Source organism: Chitinophaga sp. CF418 (assembly GCF_900142925.1).
GTDB lineage: Bacteria > Bacteroidota > Bacteroidia > Chitinophagales > Chitinophagaceae > Chitinophaga.
The window spans coordinates 66,578-86,241 of the sequence record NZ_FRCN01000015.1; the positions used below are offsets into that span (position 1 = coordinate 66,578).

The following is a 19,664-nucleotide window of genomic DNA, read 5'->3' on the forward strand; positions in this document are numbered from 1 at the left end:
TTCTTTTAATACTTCGTATATTGCACGCCCAAGAACAATCTTTTATTGAAATGGCAAGAAAACAGAATAAGCAGGATGCATTAGACTATCATGCATTGGGGCGGCCTGGGAAAATCGAAGTAATACCTACAAAGAACACTAAGACACAATGGGACCTTTCATTGGCGTACTCTCCCGGAGTAGCTGAACCATGTAAGGAAATCCACAAAGACGTAGAGAATGTGTACAAATATACCGCCAAGGGCAACCTCGTAGCGGTGATCAGTAACGGTACAGCAGTTCTTGGCCTGGGTGATATCGGCCCTGAAGCAGGTAAACCTGTAATGGAGGGGAAAGCGGTATTGTTCAAGATATTTGCAGATATCGATGTGTTTGATATTGAGCTGAATACGAAGAATGTGGACGAATTTGTACAGGTTGTGAAAGCAATGGAGCCGACCTTCGGTGGCATCAACCTGGAAGACATTAAAAGTCCGGAGTGTTTCGAGATCGAAGAACGCCTGAAGAAAGAATTGAAGATCCCCATCATGCACGACGACCAGCATGGTACGGCGATCATCTCCAGCGCGGCCTTGCTGAATGCCCTGGAACTGGTAAAAAAGAAGATCGAAAAGGTTAATATAGTAGTGAATGGCGCCGGAGCGGCGGCTATGGCTTGCGTAAAGCTGTATGTGGCGCTGGGCGCCAAACGGGAGAATATCACCATGTTTGACAAGGATGGTGTGATCAATATTTCCCGCCCTAACCTGTCAGAGATGCATAAGCAGTTTGCCACCAAATCCAAGGTGACCGAGCTGGCCGAAGCGTTGAAAGACGCTGACGTATTTGTAGGATTATCCGTCGGGAATGTGGTAACGCCCAATATGATCAAAAGCATGGCAAAGAACCCGATCGTATTTGCGATGGCGAATCCTGATCCGGAGATCGCCTATGATCTGGCCATTGCTTCCCGTCCGGATGTGATTATGGCCACCGGCCGTTCCGATCATCCTAACCAGGTGAACAATGTATTGGGTTTCCCTTACATCTTCCGCGGAGCACTGGATGTACGCGCTACCCAGATCAACGAAGAGATGAAGCTGGCGGCTGTACACGCTCTGGCAGAACTGGCCAAGGAATCTGTGCCGGATATCGTGAACCTGGCTTACAATGAAAAGAACCTCTTCTTTGGTCCAAGATATATTATTCCAAAACCATTGGATCCCCGCTTGCTCAGCCATGTAGCGCCGGCGGTAGCCCGTGCTGCGATGGACAGCGGCGTAGCCCAGCACCCTATTACCGACTGGGAGACATATGTAGAAGTACTGAATAAACGCCTGGGACTGGATAACCAGCTGTTCCGCGTAATTGGTACCAAAGCCCGTCAGGATCCGCGCAAGGTGGTATTTGCGGAAGCAGATAACCTGAAAGTGTTGAAGGCATCACAGGTGGTGAGGGAAGAAGGTATTGCTTACCCGATCCTGTTGGGTAATGAACTGCGTATCCGTAACCTGGCTGCTGAAAATGGTATTGAGCTGGAAGATACCGTGATCATCGATCCTAAGAGCGATGAGATGCACGATAAACGTCACCTGTTCGGAGAGCTTTTCTTCAAAAAACGCCAGCGTAAAGGTTTCAATCAGTATGAAGCGAAGAAGGTGATGCGTGAGCGTAACTACTTCGGTTGTATGATGGTGGAAACAGGAGAGGCGGATGCGCTGATCTCCGGTCTGACACGTAATTATCCTGATACTATCCGTCCGGCATTACAGGTAATCGGTACTGAGGCGAATGCCAAACGTGTGGCCGGTATGTATATCATCAATACCAAACGTGGGCCCCTGTTCCTGGGAGATACTACCGTGAACTTCAATCCCACAGCGGAAGAACTGGCAGAGATCACCATGCTGGTGGCCAATGAAGTACGGCAGTTCAACATCACGCCACGTATTGCGATGGTGTCTTACTCGAACTTCGGATCCAGTCCAACTCCTGAAGCGCAGCTGGTAAGCAAGGCGCGTGATATCGTAAAACAGAAAGATCCTACCCTGATAGTGGACGGTGAGATCCAGGCTGCCATGGCCTTCAACCAGGAAATCCTGAAGGATAGCTATCCTTTCAGTGAATTGCTGGGACAGGAAGTAAACACCCTGATCTTCCCTAACCTTGCAGCAGGTAATATTGCATATAACCTTCTCCAGGAAGTAGCGGGCTTCGATGCTATCGGGCCGGTGCTGCTGGGTATGAAGAAACCTGTGCACATCCTCCAGCTGGGCAGCACCGTACGTTCTATTGTGAACATGGTGAATATTGCCGTGGTGGATGCTCAGCACAAGTGCTGCGAAGGGAAATAATAAAAAATAAGTGATCAGGAATTGAGTATCCGGGATCTGATACAGTGGTAATCACCGCAGTATTGAATCCCGGATGCTTAATTCCTGATTTTTTTGATTGATATTTGGGTATGCAGCAGATATCCAAGAAGAAGGCTTTTTTCCCGCTGAACCCTGCATTCAGGGGATACCTCAAAATGTATGAGAGAGAGGTGAAGTTACCCGTATCTTATGAGGAGTTGCGTTATTTCGACAACAGTATTCCGGTGTATGATAAAGATGGTAAGGATACTTTATGGGAATCCGTATTCTATCCGCAGAGCATGTACCACCAGTTGCAGGCGGGCTTGAAGCGGATCTATTCCATCCTGAAGGCAGGTGGAGATCAGACAGCAGAAGAGCACCTGGAAGTGGAACGTATTGATTACTGTACCTTCGGCAATTCCCATCCTTTCCGGATCAGGATCCGGAATACGTACAATGACGTGTACGATTACTTTTATGTTAAGATAGCAGATGCCTCCCGTATTTACGGTTTGGAGCTGGAACATATATTATCTCCCTATTGGATCAACTTCATGATCGATGGCAATACGCTGGTAGAAGAGCATATTGCCGGTGTGCCGGGCGATCAGTTCATACTTCACTACCTGGATAGGCCCGAGTTCAATCCTAAACGTATAGCCAAGGAGTTTGTCAAATTCAATGAACGTTGTTTTGTGCGTTTACTGGGAGACATGCGTTCCTATAACTTCGTTTTTGACATTACCCAGGACTTTGACGATGTACAGTTCCGTATACGTGCCATCGACTTTGATCAGCAGTTCTATGAAGGCAAACGGACGCTCTATATGCCGCAGTTCTTCAAAGAGAACCGGGTCTTTGTGGAACTGGCCATGAAACACCTGAATGCAGAAGTGGTGAAGCAGTATCAGCAGGAGGAGCGTTCTGTGATAGCCCGTAGGATCAAGACGCAGCGGCACCGCATAAAAGATCTCAGGGATGTGATCATGACAGACCAGGTATCTTTCCCGGAAAAAGTTTCTCAGCTGGGTCACGAGCTGGCAGAATATTATGATGATCCTGCCTTTTCCCGTTGTAAAACAATGGGTGAGATCATTGAACGCAGTCTGAAGCGGTTGCTGGTAAGAAGTCTGAAATGAGTGGATAGCGTCCGGGCTATGTAGTCCCGACTATTTTTCGCTATCTTTGGCCAGTTATGGAGTTTAGATTCTTTCATCATTTCGGAAGCTACCTGCTTATGCTTAAAGGCATGTTTTCCCGCCCGGAAAACATGAAAATGTTCTGGCGGGAGTTTATGCGGCAGTGTGTGGATATAGGTATCGGATCGTTTGGCATTGTATTTATCATTTCGCTGTTCATGGGAGGGGTGACCACCCTGCAGATCGCTTATCAGCTGGTAAGCCCACTCATTCCCAAATCTACTATTGCACAGGTGGTGAGGGATACCATTATTCTTGAATTTGCGCCTACACTGACCTGTATTGTACTGGCAGGTGTAGTAGGTTCCAAGATAGCATCAGAACTGGGTAATATGCGTGTATCTGAGCAGATAGATGCACAGGAGATCATGGGTATCAATACAAAAGGGTACCTGATCCTGCCCAAAATACTGGCAGCATTGATCATGATACCTTGTCTGATCTCTATTGCCGGCTTCCTGGGTATCTGGGGAGGAGAAAAAGCAGGTGAACTGGGAGGTATTTTATCTTCGGATCAATACTGGCAGGGACTCAGACAGGAATTCAAGGCGTATAATATCTTTTTTGCGCTGTTCAAATCGTTCGTATTTGCCTTCATTATTGCCAGCGTACCTTCCTATTATGGATATAATGTGGAGGGCGGCGCTTTAGAGATCGGTAAAGCAAGCACCAGCGCTGTGGTGGTAACTTGCGTGCTGATATTATTCATGGATTACCTGCTGGCGGCGCTATTGTTATAAGTAATCCATCTGCTACAGAGAACAGGAAGGGAGTAGTCCCGGTTTGGTAGCCCCGGATTCATAATTCGTAATTGTTTATGATTGAATTGGTTAATATTAAGAAAGGCTTTGGAGATAAGATCATTCTGCCGGATGTATCTGCAGTCATGGAGACCGGGAAAGTGAACCTGATCATCGGTACCAGTGGCAGCGGAAAGACGGTGATGATGAAATGTATGGTAGGATTGATGCCGGTGGATGCCGGTAAGGTGTTGTACGACGGAAAGGACTTTACAGGGATGAATGATCACGAGAAGAAGGAGATCCGCCAGCAGATAGGTATGCTTTTCCAGGGATCGGCCCTGTTTGACAGTATGACGGTCGAGCAGAATGTAATGTTCCCGCTGGACATGTTCGGAAGAGGTACGCTGAGGGAAAAGAAGACCCGTGTGATGGAGTGCCTGGAAAGGGTAAATTTAAAGGAGGCGGCAAAAAAGTACCCGGCTGAGATCAGCGGGGGCATGAAAAAGAGAGTAGGAATAGCCCGTGCTATCGTGTTAAATCCCAAATACCTGTTCTGTGATGAGCCCAATTCTGGTCTGGACCCCCAGACTTCCCTGCTGATAGATAAGCTAATCAAAGAATTAACACTGGAGTATAATATCACCACTGTGATCAATACGCATGATATGAACACCGTAATGGAAAGCGGGGATCATATTGTATATATGTACCAGGGGCGTAAGCAGTGGGAAGGAAGTAGTAAAGACATCGTTTTCAGTAAAGATGAGAAGCTGAATGACTTTATCTTCGCGTCCGAGTTCCTACGGGAGGCGAAAGAAATGAGGCAGATGGAAATGTTCCAGGATCAGAACTGGCGGAATCAGCTCAAAAAAGATTGATTTGGAATTTGGGATTAGGACTTTAATTTTGCCGATATCATTATAAAACAATAAACCAAGCGCGATGAGTGTTTTAGTTAATAAGCATAGCAAAGTGATTGTACAGGGCTTTACCGGTACAGAAGGCACATTCCATGCCACACAGATGATAGAATATGGCACGCAGGTAGTAGGCGGCGTTACGCCGGGGAAAGGCGGCACCAAGCACCTGGATCGCCCGGTTTTCAATACAGTAGATGATGCTGTAAAAGCTACCGGCGCTGATGTTTCTATCATTTTCGTTCCACCAGGATTCGCTGCAGACGCTATCATGGAAGCTGCTGAAGCCGGTATTGAACTGATCGTATGTATCACTGAGGGCATTCCCGTTCAGGATATGATCAGGGCTAAAAACTTCCTGGTTGGCCGTAAGAGCCGTCTGATCGGACCTAACTGTCCTGGTGTAATCACTGCTGAAGAAGCTAAAGTAGGCATCATGCCGGGTTTCATTTTCAAGAAAGGTAACATTGGTATCGTATCTAAATCCGGTACTTTAACATACGAGGCTGCAGATCAGGTAGTTAAGGCTGGTTTGGGTGTTTCTACTGCTATCGGTATCGGTGGTGACCCAATCATTGGTACCCCTACCAAAGATGCGGTTGAACTGCTGATGAACGATCCTGAAACTGTGGGTATCATCATGATCGGTGAGATTGGTGGTAGCATGGAGGCTGAGGCTGCAAAATGGATCAAAGAACATGGTACCAAACCTGTAGTTGGTTTCATCGCAGGTCAGACAGCTCCTCCGGGCCGTCGTATGGGCCATGCCGGTGCTATCATCGGTGGTGCTGACGATACCGCAGCTGCCAAGATGAAGATCATGGCGGAATGTGGTGTTCACGTAGTAGCAAGCCCTGCTAACATTGGTAAGACAATGGCAGAGGTGCTGAAAACTGTGAAAGCATAATAATCAGAAAGTTATGTAATATATTATCCTCCCGCGGGTGAAGCCGTCGGGAGGATTTTTTTTGTCCCCGAAGTTATTTTGTTGACTTTTATACCAGAACCCTGTGGAATAGGCGTTTTTTTCGCATCCTATTCCGGAGATAAATGAAATTCAAATGCTATCCCATATGCGTCTTATCGTAGCTGTTTTTATTTTTTCAATTTTAAGCTGTAAAACTGTTATGGCCCAGTTTAACTATGACACCCACTGGAAGAAGGTACAGGAATTGGATGGAAAAGGCCTGTTCAGATCAGCTTTGCTGGAACTCGACGTCATCTCTGACAATGCTGCGAAGCAACAGAATGAGGTACAGTTACTGAAGACCTACTTCTACCGCATCAAGTATGTGGCCAGCCTGGAGACGGAGAAAAATGAAAAGGACAAGAATGTGAGCTGGAATACACAGTCTTTTTCGCCAACTGCCCGGGCCATTATGAAAAGTCTGCAGGGGGAGACCTTGCAGCGTTACCTGGAAAATAACAGGTTTCAATTATACGAGCGTACAGATATCAAAGGCGATACTTCGACAGATGTTTCTACCTGGAGTGAGGCCCGTCTTCACCGGGAGATAACCGCTGCTTATGAAGCCTCTTTACAGGATGTTCCTGCGCTCAAGAAGATGGATATCAGCAAATACGAGGATATCCTGGAAGCCGGCAAGGGGAATGGCCGGAAACTGCGTCCTACTTTGTATGACCTGGTCGCACATCGCGCCCTGGATTATTATAAGTCTGGCGAGAGCCAGATCACCAGTCCTGAAAATCAGTTTGAGCTGACAGATCCCGCTGCTTTCGCTACTGCGGATGTTTTCATGCAACACAAGTTTGTTACTACAGATTCGGCCTCCCTTCAATATAAGGCTTTGTTACTGCTGCAGGACCTGATGCGTTTCCATGCAGGTGACAAGGCTGCACTGCTGGATCTTGATCTGGAAAGAACGGCCTATATGAACCAGGTAGCAGTGATGCCTGATAAGGAAGCGCTGTATGTAAAGTTGCTGAAGGTCCAGGAGAAGGCCTATGAAGGGGAAAAAGAGGTGACACAGGTGATGTCCCTGCTGGCCTATTATTACTTTAATGAAGGAAGTAAGAAAGAAGCGAGCGTAGCAGAAGGTATGACTCCTGCGGCAGCTATGCAGCTGGCGAAAACACTTTGTGAAAAGGCGATAGCGCTGGCTCCTGTTTCTGTAGGCGGCGCAAGCTGTTTTGATCTGCTGCAGGGCATCAAAGCAAAGGAGCTCAGGCTGGAAACGGAATTGGTCAATCTGCCGGGAATGCCTTTCCGCACCCTGGTGACCTACCGGAATACAGATAAGATCTATGTAAGAGTTGTACGTATAGATGAGGCTTTCCGTAACTCGCTGCGCGAGGCACAGGAAGACTACCGGGATACGACCAATAAATACTGGCGTTCAATCGTAGGTAAGCAGCCATTGAAAACATGGGAACAGTCCCTGACAGGATCAGCCGATTTCAGGGAGCATGCTGCAGAGATAAAAATAGATGCTTTACCGCTGGGTACATATATGCTGCTGGCCAGTGTGAACAAGGACTTTGGTCTGCGTGAGAATCTGCTGGCGATACAGTTCATCCATGTGTCGAACATCAGTTATATACTTCGTGAATACGACGGAAATGATATCACCAGCAGGTATTACGCATTACACAGGCAAACCGGTCAGCCGCTGCCGGATACAAAGCTGACAGTCTGGGGCCGGAATGAATCCGGGCGGTCCGGTAAGTTAACACAGGTGCAGACTTACACCGCCAACAAAGACGGTATTATAGACGTAAAATGGGATAACAAACGTCAGAATGTAAGACTGGAATGGAAGAATGGCGAGGATCAGCTGTTTATAGACGATTTTAAGTACGTATACAGCTATAAGTATCAGCAACAGTCAAATGAGTTAAAAGACCAGCATAACAGCTTTATTTTCACAGACAGGGCTATTTACCGTCCTGGTCAGACGCTTTACTTTAAAGGTATTGTGCTGACTGCCAATCCTGGTGGTGCAAAGAGCAAAGTGATGCCAGGACTGAAAACAACCGTTGAGTTGTATGATGTGAACGGAGAGCTGGTGGATACGGTGAAAGTAACAACGAATGAATACGGTGCTTACGTTGGTAAGTTCACACTGCCTACCGGACGCCTGAATGGAGAATTCCATCTGCAGGAAACCGGTGGCATAGCGTATACCGCCTTCCAGGTGGAAGAGTACAAGCGTCCGAAATTCTATGTGGAATTTGAGCCGGTGAAAGGTACTTACCGCGTGAATGATTCCGTGAAAGTAAGGGGTAAAGCATTGGCGTATGCAGGTAACAACATAGACGGAGCACAGGTACAATATCGCGTAACAAGGAGGGCTCGTTTCCCTTATCCATGGCTGATGTGGAGAATGCCTTTCCGGAGTGAGTCCCGTGAGATCATTCATGGAGAAGTAAAGACTGCTGCGGATGGTACTTTCAATATTACTTTCCCTGCCCTGCCTGATCTCAAAGTACCTGCTGCATTGAAGCCTGTATTTACATATGCTGTTTCTGCTACTGTTACTGATATCAACGGAGAGACACATAGCGAAGACCAAATGGTAAGCGCCGGCTACCAGGCCCTGGAAATAAAAGTGGCTTTGCCGGCTACTGTATTACAGAAAGACCTGGATTCTGTTAAGATCATTACACAAAATCTTAATGGCTCATTCGAGTCTGCAGAAGTAGCAGTGAATGTAAGTCCTGTAAAACCACCTGCACGTTTATTGCGCAGCAGATATTGGGCTAAACCTGATCAGTTTGTAATACCACAGGCAGAGTATGAAAAAGCATTCCCGCATGATGTTTATAATGACGAAGATAACCATGAAAGCTGGACAAGGGAAAAGGCGGTACTGACACAATCTGTTACGACCAGTGAAAAAGGTAATATCAGTCTCGCGAAAGAAAAATTACCTGCGGGATGGTATGAACTGAAAGCTAGCACCAAAGATAAATACGGTGAGGAAGTAGTGCAGAAACAGGTATTTGAAGTAGTAGATCTGTCGGAGAAGAAATTGTCTTATCCTGTATACGCATGGAAATATGCGGATACAAAGAGTGTAGAGCCGGGAGAGAAAAAGCAGATCCGCATTGGTTCTTCAGCCACGGATGTACATGTACTGCAATTGTTAACACAATCAGAGAATAAAGAGACATTCAGCAGTTTTAACATCAACGGAACGATTGAGAACAGGGACTATACGGCATTGGAAACCGACAGAGGCAATGTGGTGTTTCAGTATGCTTTTGTGAAAGATAACAGGGTATATACTTTGGCAGAAACAGTAAATGTGCCATGGTCCAATAAGCAACTGGATGTAACGATTGCTTCTCATCGTGATAAGTTATTGCCTGGTGAAAAGGAGAAGTGGCAGGTGAGGATTAAGGGCTATAAAGGAGAGCAGGTAGCTGCCGAAATGGTGGCTTCTATGTTTGATGCGTCTCTGGATGAATTCCGCAGGCAAGACTGGTATGTGCCCTCAGTAACACCGCAGCTGGACGCTTTCCGCTTCTGGGTAGCCGAGGATAATTTCAAGAAGACAATGTCTATCAACCGGGATGATATTACCCGTAAGAGCAGACCCGAAGTGCCAGCCTTCGCATATGATAACCTGAACTGGTTTGGCTGGTACCTGACAGGCGCATATATATTGCTGGACGATAAGGAAGTGAGCATTGTGGGGTATTCGGAAGGATTGCGCAGAATACGTGGTGTACTGGCTGGAAGAGCTCCGGGAGTGATGGCTGAAGCTGCTATGACAAAGGCCATGCCGGCGCCGGCGATGGTAAAGGCCGATGAAGAAATTGTTGCGAACAAGGCAGTCGCTTCATGGGACAGTACTAAAAAAGAGAAAGCAGAAGACGATGCAAAACAATCATTGGCTCAGGGAAGTGGTGGTACGACTAAACCTGCCGACAATATTCAGCCACGTAAAAACTTCAATGAAACAGCATTCTTCCTGCCCGAACTGCATACAGACAAAGATGGTAATATCAGCTTCGACTTTACAGTACCTGAAGCGTTGACCCGCTGGCGTTTCCTGTCTCTTGCACATACTAAAGATGCTGCTTTCGGCATGGCAGAAGCCAGCATTGTAACACAGAAGCCGCTGATGGTTCAGCCTAATGCACCGCGCTTTATGCGTGAAGGGGACAAAATAGAGTTCTCTGCAAAGATCAGCAACCTGGCGGACAGCACACAGAAAGGAGAAGCAAGACTGGAACTGCTGGATGCAACAACTATGCAGCCGGTGGATGGATGGTTGCAGAACCTGTTCCCTGTACAGCATTTTACTGTAGAGAAAGGGCAGAGCACCGCGGTGAGTTTCCCCGTACAGATCCCATTCAACTTCAATAGTTCACTGGTATACCGTGTGGTAGCACAATCAGGCATTTATAGTGATGGTGAGGAAAATGCACTGCCGGTATTGACAAACAATATGCTGGTAACCGAGACATTACCATTGTCTATGCGTGGTGATGGTACCCGTACATTCACCATGCCTAAGCTGCTGAAGAGTGGTGAGTCTGAAACTTTACAACAGCATTCTTTCACACTTGAGTTCTCTGGTAATCCCGCCTGGTACGCCGTACAGGCATTGCCTTACCTGATGGAATATCCATATGAATGTTCCGAACAGATCTTCAACAGGTTCTATGCAAATACACTGGCTACTTACATTGCCAATGCATTGCCAGGTGTGAAGAACATATTCGAGAAATGGCGTACTACTGATACTTCTGCATTACAGAGCAATCTTCAGAAGAATGAAGAGCTGAAAGCCGTATTGTTACAGGAAACTCCATGGGTACTGGAAGCAAAGAATGAAGCGGAACAGAAAAAACGCATCGCCCTTCTGTTCGATCTGCAACGTATGAGCAGCGAACAGCAAAGAGCAGCGAATCAGTTGCAGGAGCGTCAGATGGCTAATGGTGCTTTCCCATGGTTTAATGGTATGTGGGAAGATCGTTACATCACACAGTACATCATCGCAGGTTTCGGTCGTTTACGCGAAGTGGGTGCATGGAAAACGCTGGACATGGGTGAATCAAGAAACATGATCGTCAAAGGTCTCAATTATATTGACAGAGCGATTGATGTAACTTATCGCAGTCTGAAACAAGATAAGGCAGATATGAACGCTCAGCAGATCGGGTATATTGAAGCACATTATCTGTATACACGCAGTCTGTTTAAAGGTGAAGAACTTCCTGCTCAGTACCGTGAAGCATACCAGTATTATCTCACACAGGCTAAGAAATACTGGATGAAAATGGATGTATATCCACAGGCAATGCTGGCAATTGTACTGAAGAAAGGAGGCGATGTTAAAACCGCTACTGAGATCATCAACTCATTGAAAGAACGCGCTATTACCAATGATGAATTGGGCATGAGCTGGAAAGAGCTGCGCGGTGGTTACTGGTGGTATCAGGCACCTGTGGAATCGCAGGCGATGCTGATCGCTGCTTTCAAAGAAGTGACTAACGATACTACAGCTGTTGGTGATATGAAGACATGGTTGCTGAAAAATAAACAAACCAACAATTGGAATACTACTAAAGCGACAGCTGATGCATGTTATGCAATGTTGTTGGGTGGTAGCAACTGGTTAGCAGCTACACCGGAGATAGATATCAAAGCAGGTAGTGTTACCGTGAGCAGTACACAGGAGAAAACAGAGGCCGGGACCGGTTACTTTAAAAAACGTTTCAATACCAATGAAGTGAAACCTGCTATGGGTAACATCTCCGTAACGGTAAAAGACAGTAAAGGTCAGCCATCCTGGGGCGCTGTATACTGGCAGTATTTCGAACAGTTGGATAAGATCACTCCGGCAGAAACTCCGTTGAAACTGGAGAAACAATTGTTCATAGAAAGGAATACAAGTAATGGCCCTGTGCTGACTGCTATTGAAGATGGCAACAGTCTCAAAGTAGGGGATAAAGTGAAAGTGCGTATTGTGATGAAATCAGACCGTGATATGGAGTATATACACCTGAAAGACATGCGTGCAGCTTGTTTTGAACCGCAGAATGTGATCAGCGAATGTAAGTGGCAGAATGGTGTGAGTTATTATGAAAGCACTAAGGATGCAAGTACTAATTTCTTCTTTAGCAGTTTGAGAAAGGGGACTTATGTATTTGAGTATACTTTGTTCGTGACACATCAGGGTAATTTCAGTAATGGTATCACTACTGCACAGTGTATGTATGCGCCGGAATTTAGTGCGCATAGTGAGGGGATAAGGGTGAAGGTAGTGGAGTGATCACTATAATTTCAGTGTGATAAAACGCTGATCTGGAAAGGGTTTTGCCCTCCAGATCAGCGTTTTATCGTTATATTGCTTCTCCATAATTCACATTCATGCTGATCAATTATCTGTATATCCAGAATTTTAAAGGATTTGAGCAGAAAGAGATTTCTTTTAACCCGGGATTCACAGTCGTTATAGGAGATAATAGTTTAGGAAAGTCTTCCTTATTGCATGCACTGCAGGTAGCGTTGGGCGCATACCTGCAATGTTTGCCAATACCAGCGTCGGCTGTTTACAGGCGTCAGTTCAGAAAGCAGGAGGTGTTTGTAAGATGGAATGACGGTGATCGGGACTATAGTGCCAATGAACAGGAGACCTTAATCAAGGTGTTTTCACAGTTTAATAGTGATCAGATTGAATGGTCAAGGGTAATGTTGGCAAATGGAATGACAAGTCATAGCAAAAAGCATGTCGGGGAATTAATGGATGCTGTTGCCGGAATACTGGAAGAGAGAAAACAGATCAGCGGAGCAGTTTTGCCGGTGGTCGCCAGTTTTGGGACTGAGCGCACTATGGCGCAGCAGAGGAAGGGAAAAAGGGCGCAGGAACGCAGGAGCCGGATGGAAAAGGGTTATCTGGCAGCGCTTTCTGATAAAGTGGACTTCGATGGGGTGATAGAATGGTTATATAACTATGATAATGAGTTGAAGTATGACCGTGAATTTGCAGGAACAAGGGAAGCTTTGTTTGAAGCCATTTCTGTAGCAATTCCGTATCTGGAAGATGTTGGGTTCAATACTCATTATAGAGAATTGGAAGCAGTTGTTAAAATTGACGATAAGGATTTTGGCAGAAAAACTCATTCTAATATGAGTGATGGACTTATTGCCATGTTAAATCTGGTAGCGGAACTAGCTTTCCGGTGCGTGATCCTTAACGGGTATTTGGGCAGCGATGCGATTATCCAGACAAAGGGGGTTGTGCTGATAGATGAACTGGATATGCACTTACATCCTAATTGGCAGCGGCATGTGATCAGGGATCTTAAACAGGCTTTCCCCAATATTCAGTTTATTGTCACTACTCACTCGGCGTTTATTGTACAAAGTATACGTTCCGAGGAGTTGATCATTATCGACGATGAGATACAAAAAGGGAGTGATCCGTTCAGAAAAACAATTGAGGCTGTGGCGGCGGAGGAAATGGGAGTAGAGAATGTGCCCAGGAGTATCGAGTTTTTAAAGATGCAGGAGGTTGCAGAGGAATATTTTGAGTTAATACAGGAAGGAAATACAAGTGATAATGATGAACGCGTAAGTCAATTGAGGAATCAATTAAATGAATTGGAGGAGCGATTTGGAGAAGATCCGGCGTTTGTAGCATCATTAAAAATTGAAAGAAAGGCTAAAGGATTATGAGACCTGTAGAAAAGTTTGGTTGCCCCCAAGTAAATGGCAGCAATAAAGTTTATAAACAGCATAGTCTTGCCAGAGGTGACCTCGAAAATAATCTTGGATATTATTGCAGCTATTGTGAAGTGTTCAGCTCTGATCTGGAAGTAGAACATGTTATTTCCCGGCATCAGGATTCTGCTTTAAAATGTAGTTGGGATAATTTTCTACTGGCATGTGGCAGGTGTAATGGAAGAGATAATAAGGCTTCTAAAGCGGTTGATATGAATGCAACGCATTTTCCTCATAGGAATAACACTTTTCTCTCTTTCACTTATCAGGAAGGTGGGTATGTTAGTGTTAATCCGTTGCTGGAAGGTGCATCTGCGATAGCCGCAGAAACGATGCTAAACCTTGTTGGTTTGGATAAATTCCCTGGTAACATCAAATATGCGAAGCATAATGCTAATGATACCAGATGGAACCACAGAAGGGTAGCCTGGGAGTTGGCGGTTAAATATTTACCCGATTTCGAATCAGGAAGGCTGAACGCTGAAGATATTGTCTCATTTGCCCGACAGAGAGGTTTTTTCTCTGTCTGGTATGCTGTCTATCATCAGCACAGGGCCGTAAGGGAATTACTAATTCAGTCTTTTCCCGGAACGGCGACCAGCTGTTTTGATGCTGTTAATTGCAGTCCTGTTCCCCGTAATCCGAAAAATACGGAAGATCCGGTATAATTTGCTTTTTCTGAAACCGGACATCCCTGTATCAAAACCGGACACTTATCTTCTCCAGTATTATATTAAATAATTGATAATCAATAATGTGATGACGTGGCATTCTTTTAGGATCACATTCCCCATGAGTTACAAATACGGACAGTAATTGCTATTTTTAAGCTGTTATTTGTCACTCCAAAATTGATCCATCTATGAAACAGATTGTCACTGCATTTCTCATCCTTTCATGTTTCACTGTCTCTGCACAGGAGATCACTAAAGATTCTATTTATTCCAATATATTGAAAGAACAAAGAAAAATAGAAGTGGTGATGCCGGATAAATACAAACCCGGGGAAAGATTTGAAGTGACCTATGTAACAGATGGGGAGTGGAACACGAAGATAGTAGCACAATTGCAACGTTTCGCGGAGATCCAGTTCATGCCGCCGAATATTATTGTAAGTCTGCCAAATACTTATGTAAACAAAGAAAACTATCGTATAAGGGACTTTACGCCATACAAGATCCCTGATAATAAGCTAACCGGAGGGGCAGACGATTTTCTGTCATTCCTGAAAACTGAACTGATCCCTTACATAGAAAAGAAATATCCGACTAAAGGATATAGAACGTTTTTTGGTGGCTCACTGGGGGGATTATTTGGCCTCTATGCCTTTTTTAAAGAGCCGCAGCTATTCCAGTCTTACTTACTGGCGGATCCTGCTTTCTGGTGGGGAAATGGTTTCCTGATGAAAATGGCAGGAGACAGTTTGCCATCTTTACCTAATCCGGATAGAACATTATTGTTCACCGGAAGAGAGGGACAGCCGCTGAAGGGAATGGGCATTAAGGATATGGATTCCATCTTTCACGTAAAGGCGCCAGCAGCATTGCATTGGAAGACCCTGGTCTATAGCGGAGAGACACACAATTCCATGATCTTTAAAACTGTGTATGATGGATTTAAGTACACATACAATGGTTATATGACCAGAGACCTCGGCTATCATCCGATGTCAGGCGTTATCCTGAAAGACAAACCATTTAACCTGTATTGCTTCCCTGAAGAACATCTGGATGTGCATTATACAACAGACGGAACCGAACCTACAGCAGCATCGCCCAGATTGACAGCGGGTGAGTCTCAAATTACAGTGCCTGTGCAACTGACGGTAAAAGTGCTGGCGGCAAGGGATGGATATGCGAGAACAAAAAAAGGGACTTTTGTAATGGGAGAGATGTGGCATGGAACGGATAAACCAAAGAAAATATTACAGGGAGGTTTGGATACACTGGGTGGTCAGATTACTGGTTTTATAGAATTGAAAGAACCAGGATACTATATTTTTGGAATAAGCCCGGGTGTGGATGCTACCTTATCTCTGGATAAACATGTATTGATCGATTATAAAGCAAATAAGGACGATGATGATGATCAGTCTTATATTGTACCATTGGATAAAGGTTTTTATCAATTAGATATGACCTATAGCCTTGGCGCAAATATACCCAGGCTGTTGTTTTTAGCGCCCGGAAAAGAAGATCCATCGTCAATCCCTACAGACATACAATATCATACCGGAAAAGGCAACCACAAAAAATAACAAGATGTTTAAGAGCTATCTGAAAGCCACACTGCGTAATCTTTGGAAAAATAAGACTTATAGCTTCCTGAATATTTTCGGGTTAGCGATAGGGATTGTTTGTGCAGGTGTGATCTTTTTATGGGTGGAAGACGAAGTTAATTTTGACAACACGTATGTGAAGAAGGACAGGTTGTACTCTTTGCAGGCGAACTGGAATTATGAAGGAAGTATCCGTACGTTCTCTTCCACGCCGGGGTTGACGGGGCCTGCTATAAAAGAAGAAATCCCGGGTATCGCCAATTCCTGCCGCATGACAGATTTTGCGGCTTCTTTGCTGTTCAATATAGGTGAGAAGGCAATTTATGCCAGCGGCCGATATGCAGATCCTTCGCTCTTTGATATGTTCACATTGCCCTTTGTGGAAGGGAATGCAAAAACTGCGTTTAAGGATCTTAATACAATGGTGATTACGCAAAAGACGGCAAAGAAGTTTTTTGGTGATGATAAAAATATCGTTGGCAGAAGAGTAAAGGTGGATAATCAGCAGGAGTACGAGATAACTGGTGTGCTGAAAGACATGCCTGAAAATTCGACACTGCAGTTTGATTGGGTGGCGCCTTTCCAGATCTATTTCCAGCGGAGGGAAGAATCATTATCCGACTGGTTAAGTAATTCACCTTATACATATGTAGAGTTGGAGCCTAATGCGGATCCGGCGGCAATTGATAAAAAGCTGTACAATTTTATTCAGCAGAAAAATCCCCAAGCGATTAATCATCTGTTCCTGTTCAGTATGAATGACTGGCGTTTGCACGGGAATTTTGAGAATGGAAAACAGGTCGGAGGACGTATCACCTATGTTCGTATGTTTTCTCTCATTGCATGGGTCATTCTCTTTATAGCCTGTATCAATTTTATGAACCTGGCTACTGCCCGCAGCGAAAAGCGGGCGCGTGAAGTAGGGGTACGTAAGGTGATGGGGGCCGGTAAGCGCGGATTGATTGTACAGTTTATAGGTGAAGCGTTACTAATGGCAATGTTTAGCTGTGTACTGGCAGTGTTGGTCATATGGATGGTACTACCTCTAACAAATGCCTTGATGGGAAAGAACCTGACATTGGGATTGCAGGAACCGGTACATATACTGGCATTGCTGGTGATTACGCTCATCTGCGGGCTTGTAGCAGGAAGTTATCCCTCCTTATACCTCTCTTCATTTAATGCTGTAGCGGTATTGAAAGGATTGAAAACAAAAACAGGAGGAGCCGCATTTATCAGGAAAGGCTTAGTAGTACTACAGTTCTCCATATCTATTATGCTGATCATTTGTACCGCAGTCATCTATCAGCAGATCCAACATGTAAAAAGCAGAGACCTGGGATTTAATAAAGAACATTTACTGAGTATAGATCTGAAAGCAAATATGCTGAATAATTTCAGCGCTATCAGGCAGGATCTGTTGAATACGGGGATGGTGGAGAATGTCGCCTTGTCAGATCATACTACTATTTATGGTGGCAACAACACTGGTGCGTTGAAATGGCAGGGCAAACCAGAGAATAGTGATATACTGATCTCTACAAGACTGGCGAGTTCAGGATTTATGTCCACTATGGGAATGCAGTTGATTGAAGGTCGGGATTTTAACGAAGCGAACACAGATTCACAGAACGTTATTATCACATCTTCCCTGGCCAAAATGATGGGAGAAGGAAGCGCATTAGGGAAAAAGATTGAGGCGCCGACCAATGGTCCGTCACTTTTCCTGACAGTCACAGGTGTAGTAAAAGATTACGTGTATGGTGACATGTATGCCTCGCCGGATCCTGTTCTGTTCTATAATATGACACAATTGGGGAACATTATGTACCTGCGTATAAAGGGGACTGCTGATCCTGTAAAAGCAGTAGCTGCCATCGAAAAAGTAATAACCAAAGCGAACCCTGGCTATCCGTTTGAATATACTTTTGTAGATGATCAGTTCAATAATATGTTCCAGGCAGAGATGCTGGTAAACAGATTATCACGCGTATTTGCGGGACTGGCTATTATTATTTCCTGTTTAGGTTTGTTTGGCCTGGCTGCTTATACGGCAGAACGCAGGACAAAAGAGATTGGCATCAGAAAAGTACTCGGTGCCAGTGTAGCTGGTATAACCAGCTTATTGTCCAGGGATTTCCTCCAACTGGTGATCATTTCCTGTGCAGTAGCTTTCCCGCTGGCCTGGTGGGCGATGTCTTCCTGGCTGCAGCAGTATGCTTATCGAGTGGCTATTCATTGGTGGGTATTCCTGTTGGCAGGTATCGCAGCTGTGCTCATATCATTGATCACGATCAGTTTCCAATCTGTAAAAGCAGCACTGGCAAATCCTATAAAAAGCCTTAAAGCGGAATAAGCAGCGGTATCGTATTTTGCAGCCCAAATGAAAGTAGATTTTTTGATCATAGGGCAGGGCATTGCGGGTACCGTGTTAAGTTACACCTTGATGCAGGCAGGACAGTCTGTGCTGGTCATGGATGAATATAAACCTGGTAGTGCGTCGCTGATAGCGGCAGGCGTGATCAACCCTGTTTCCGGCCGTCGCTTCACAGTAGCCTGGCAATATGACCAGATCTATCCTGTGGCGGTTCAGGTGTACAGGGGGCTGGAGCAATTGCTTGGAGTACCGGTATTCAAACCCCGGGATATCTATAATGTATTACCTTCTGAGCAGCTGAAGGAAGCCTTTATGGAGCGTACCAGCGGGTTGTCTTATATGGAAGAACCGTCGGAGGAAAAAGTAAATGCTTACGGGCAATGGCTGGAACAGCCCTTTGGGGCAGCCATTGTAAAAGGGGCTACTGTATTGTTACATAACCTCTTACCCGCCTGGAGGAATTATCTGAAGCGTCATAACAGTCTGCGGGAGGAAAGGCTGGACTTATCCGGCCTGGAAATCAGCCCCGAAGGCGTAAAATATGCTGACATCAGCGCCCGTTACCTGATCTTTTGTGAGGGCGCAGCCATTGTGAATAACCCCTGGTTTAATTACATCCCATTTCTGTTAAATAAAGGGGAAGTCCTGCAGGTGCAGATCCCTGGTTTTTCTACTCCTGATATTATCAAAAGGAGCGTATCGCTCGTTCCGCAAGGGGAAGATACCTATTGGGTAGGAGCTACATTTGCCTGGGATTACCCCGATGAAGCTCCTACAGCCGAGAAGCGGGAGGTGCTGGAAAAAGGCCTGCAGCAATTACTGAAGGTCCCTTACCAGGTACTGGATCAGTTGGCCGCCGTGAGGCCTTCAGGTACCGACCGCCGTCCGATTATGGGATTACACCCCGCGTATCCTTCTCTGGGCGTATTTAATGGGCTGGGAACCAAAGGTACTTCCCTGGCTCCCGCCATGGCAGCTGAATTTGTTGCTCATGTCCTTCAAAGTGAGCCACTGCAGGCGGATACAGATATTAAACGCTTTTTTAACAGGTACAGGGGATAGAAATGCAGGCGGCAAAATGTATCTTTGCCGACCGTTTGGGCCTCGACCCCCGGA

Annotated in this window: 11 protein-coding genes; all 11 read left to right on the forward strand. The window is 45.5% G+C overall.

The window, feature by feature from the left end; genetic code table 11:
• The first annotated feature begins 50 nt into the window (after positions 1-50).
• On the forward strand, positions 51-2,333 hold the full coding sequence (locus tag F3I09_RS28035) for an NADP-dependent malic enzyme (RefSeq protein WP_149698374.1): 2,283 nt from the start codon (positions 51-53) through the stop codon (positions 2,331-2,333).
• Positions 2,334-2,443: 110 nt separating this feature from the next.
• The gene (locus F3I09_RS28040) at positions 2,444-3,475 is read left to right on the forward strand and encodes a hypothetical protein (RefSeq protein ID WP_149698375.1); all 1,032 of its coding nucleotides are present in this window, start codon (positions 2,444-2,446) and stop codon (positions 3,473-3,475) included.
• Between the two features lie 56 nt (positions 3,476-3,531).
• A complete protein-coding gene (locus F3I09_RS28045; protein WP_149698376.1) occupies positions 3,532-4,275 on the forward strand; it encodes an ABC transporter permease in 744 nt (247 codons plus the stop codon).
• A gap of 77 nt (positions 4,276-4,352) precedes the next feature.
• On the forward strand, positions 4,353-5,156 hold the full coding sequence (locus tag F3I09_RS28050) for an ABC transporter ATP-binding protein (RefSeq protein ID WP_149698377.1): 804 nt from the start codon (positions 4,353-4,355) through the stop codon (positions 5,154-5,156).
• A gap of 64 nt (positions 5,157-5,220) precedes the next feature.
• Positions 5,221-6,102: a succinate--CoA ligase subunit alpha gene (sucD, locus tag F3I09_RS28055; RefSeq protein ID WP_149698378.1), complete on the forward strand. Its 882-nt coding sequence runs from the start codon at positions 5,221-5,223 to the stop codon at positions 6,100-6,102.
• A 220-nt stretch (positions 6,103-6,322) separates the two neighbouring features.
• Positions 6,323-12,442, forward strand: coding sequence for an alpha-2-macroglobulin (locus F3I09_RS28060; RefSeq protein ID WP_188133983.1), 6,120 nt, complete (start codon positions 6,323-6,325; stop codon positions 12,440-12,442).
• 98 nt (positions 12,443-12,540) lie between these two features.
• A complete protein-coding gene (locus tag F3I09_RS28065; RefSeq protein WP_149698380.1) occupies positions 12,541-13,848 on the forward strand; it encodes an AAA family ATPase in 1,308 nt (435 codons plus the stop codon).
• A complete protein-coding gene (locus F3I09_RS28070) occupies positions 13,845-14,561 on the forward strand; it encodes an HNH endonuclease (RefSeq protein WP_149698381.1) in 717 nt (238 codons plus the stop codon). The genes F3I09_RS28065 and F3I09_RS28070 overlap by 4 nt, the downstream gene beginning before the upstream one ends.
• Before the next feature lie 194 nt (positions 14,562-14,755).
• A complete protein-coding gene (locus F3I09_RS28075) occupies positions 14,756-16,150 on the forward strand; it encodes an alpha/beta hydrolase-fold protein (RefSeq protein WP_149698382.1) in 1,395 nt (464 codons plus the stop codon).
• Between the two features lie 4 nt (positions 16,151-16,154).
• Complete coding sequence (locus F3I09_RS28080) at positions 16,155-18,527, forward strand: ABC transporter permease (RefSeq protein WP_149698383.1); 2,373 nt, start codon at positions 16,155-16,157, stop codon at positions 18,525-18,527.
• 27 nt (positions 18,528-18,554) lie between these two features.
• A complete protein-coding gene (locus F3I09_RS28085; RefSeq protein ID WP_149698384.1) occupies positions 18,555-19,610 on the forward strand; it encodes an FAD-binding oxidoreductase in 1,056 nt (351 codons plus the stop codon).
• Positions 19,611-19,664 lie beyond the last annotated feature (54 nt).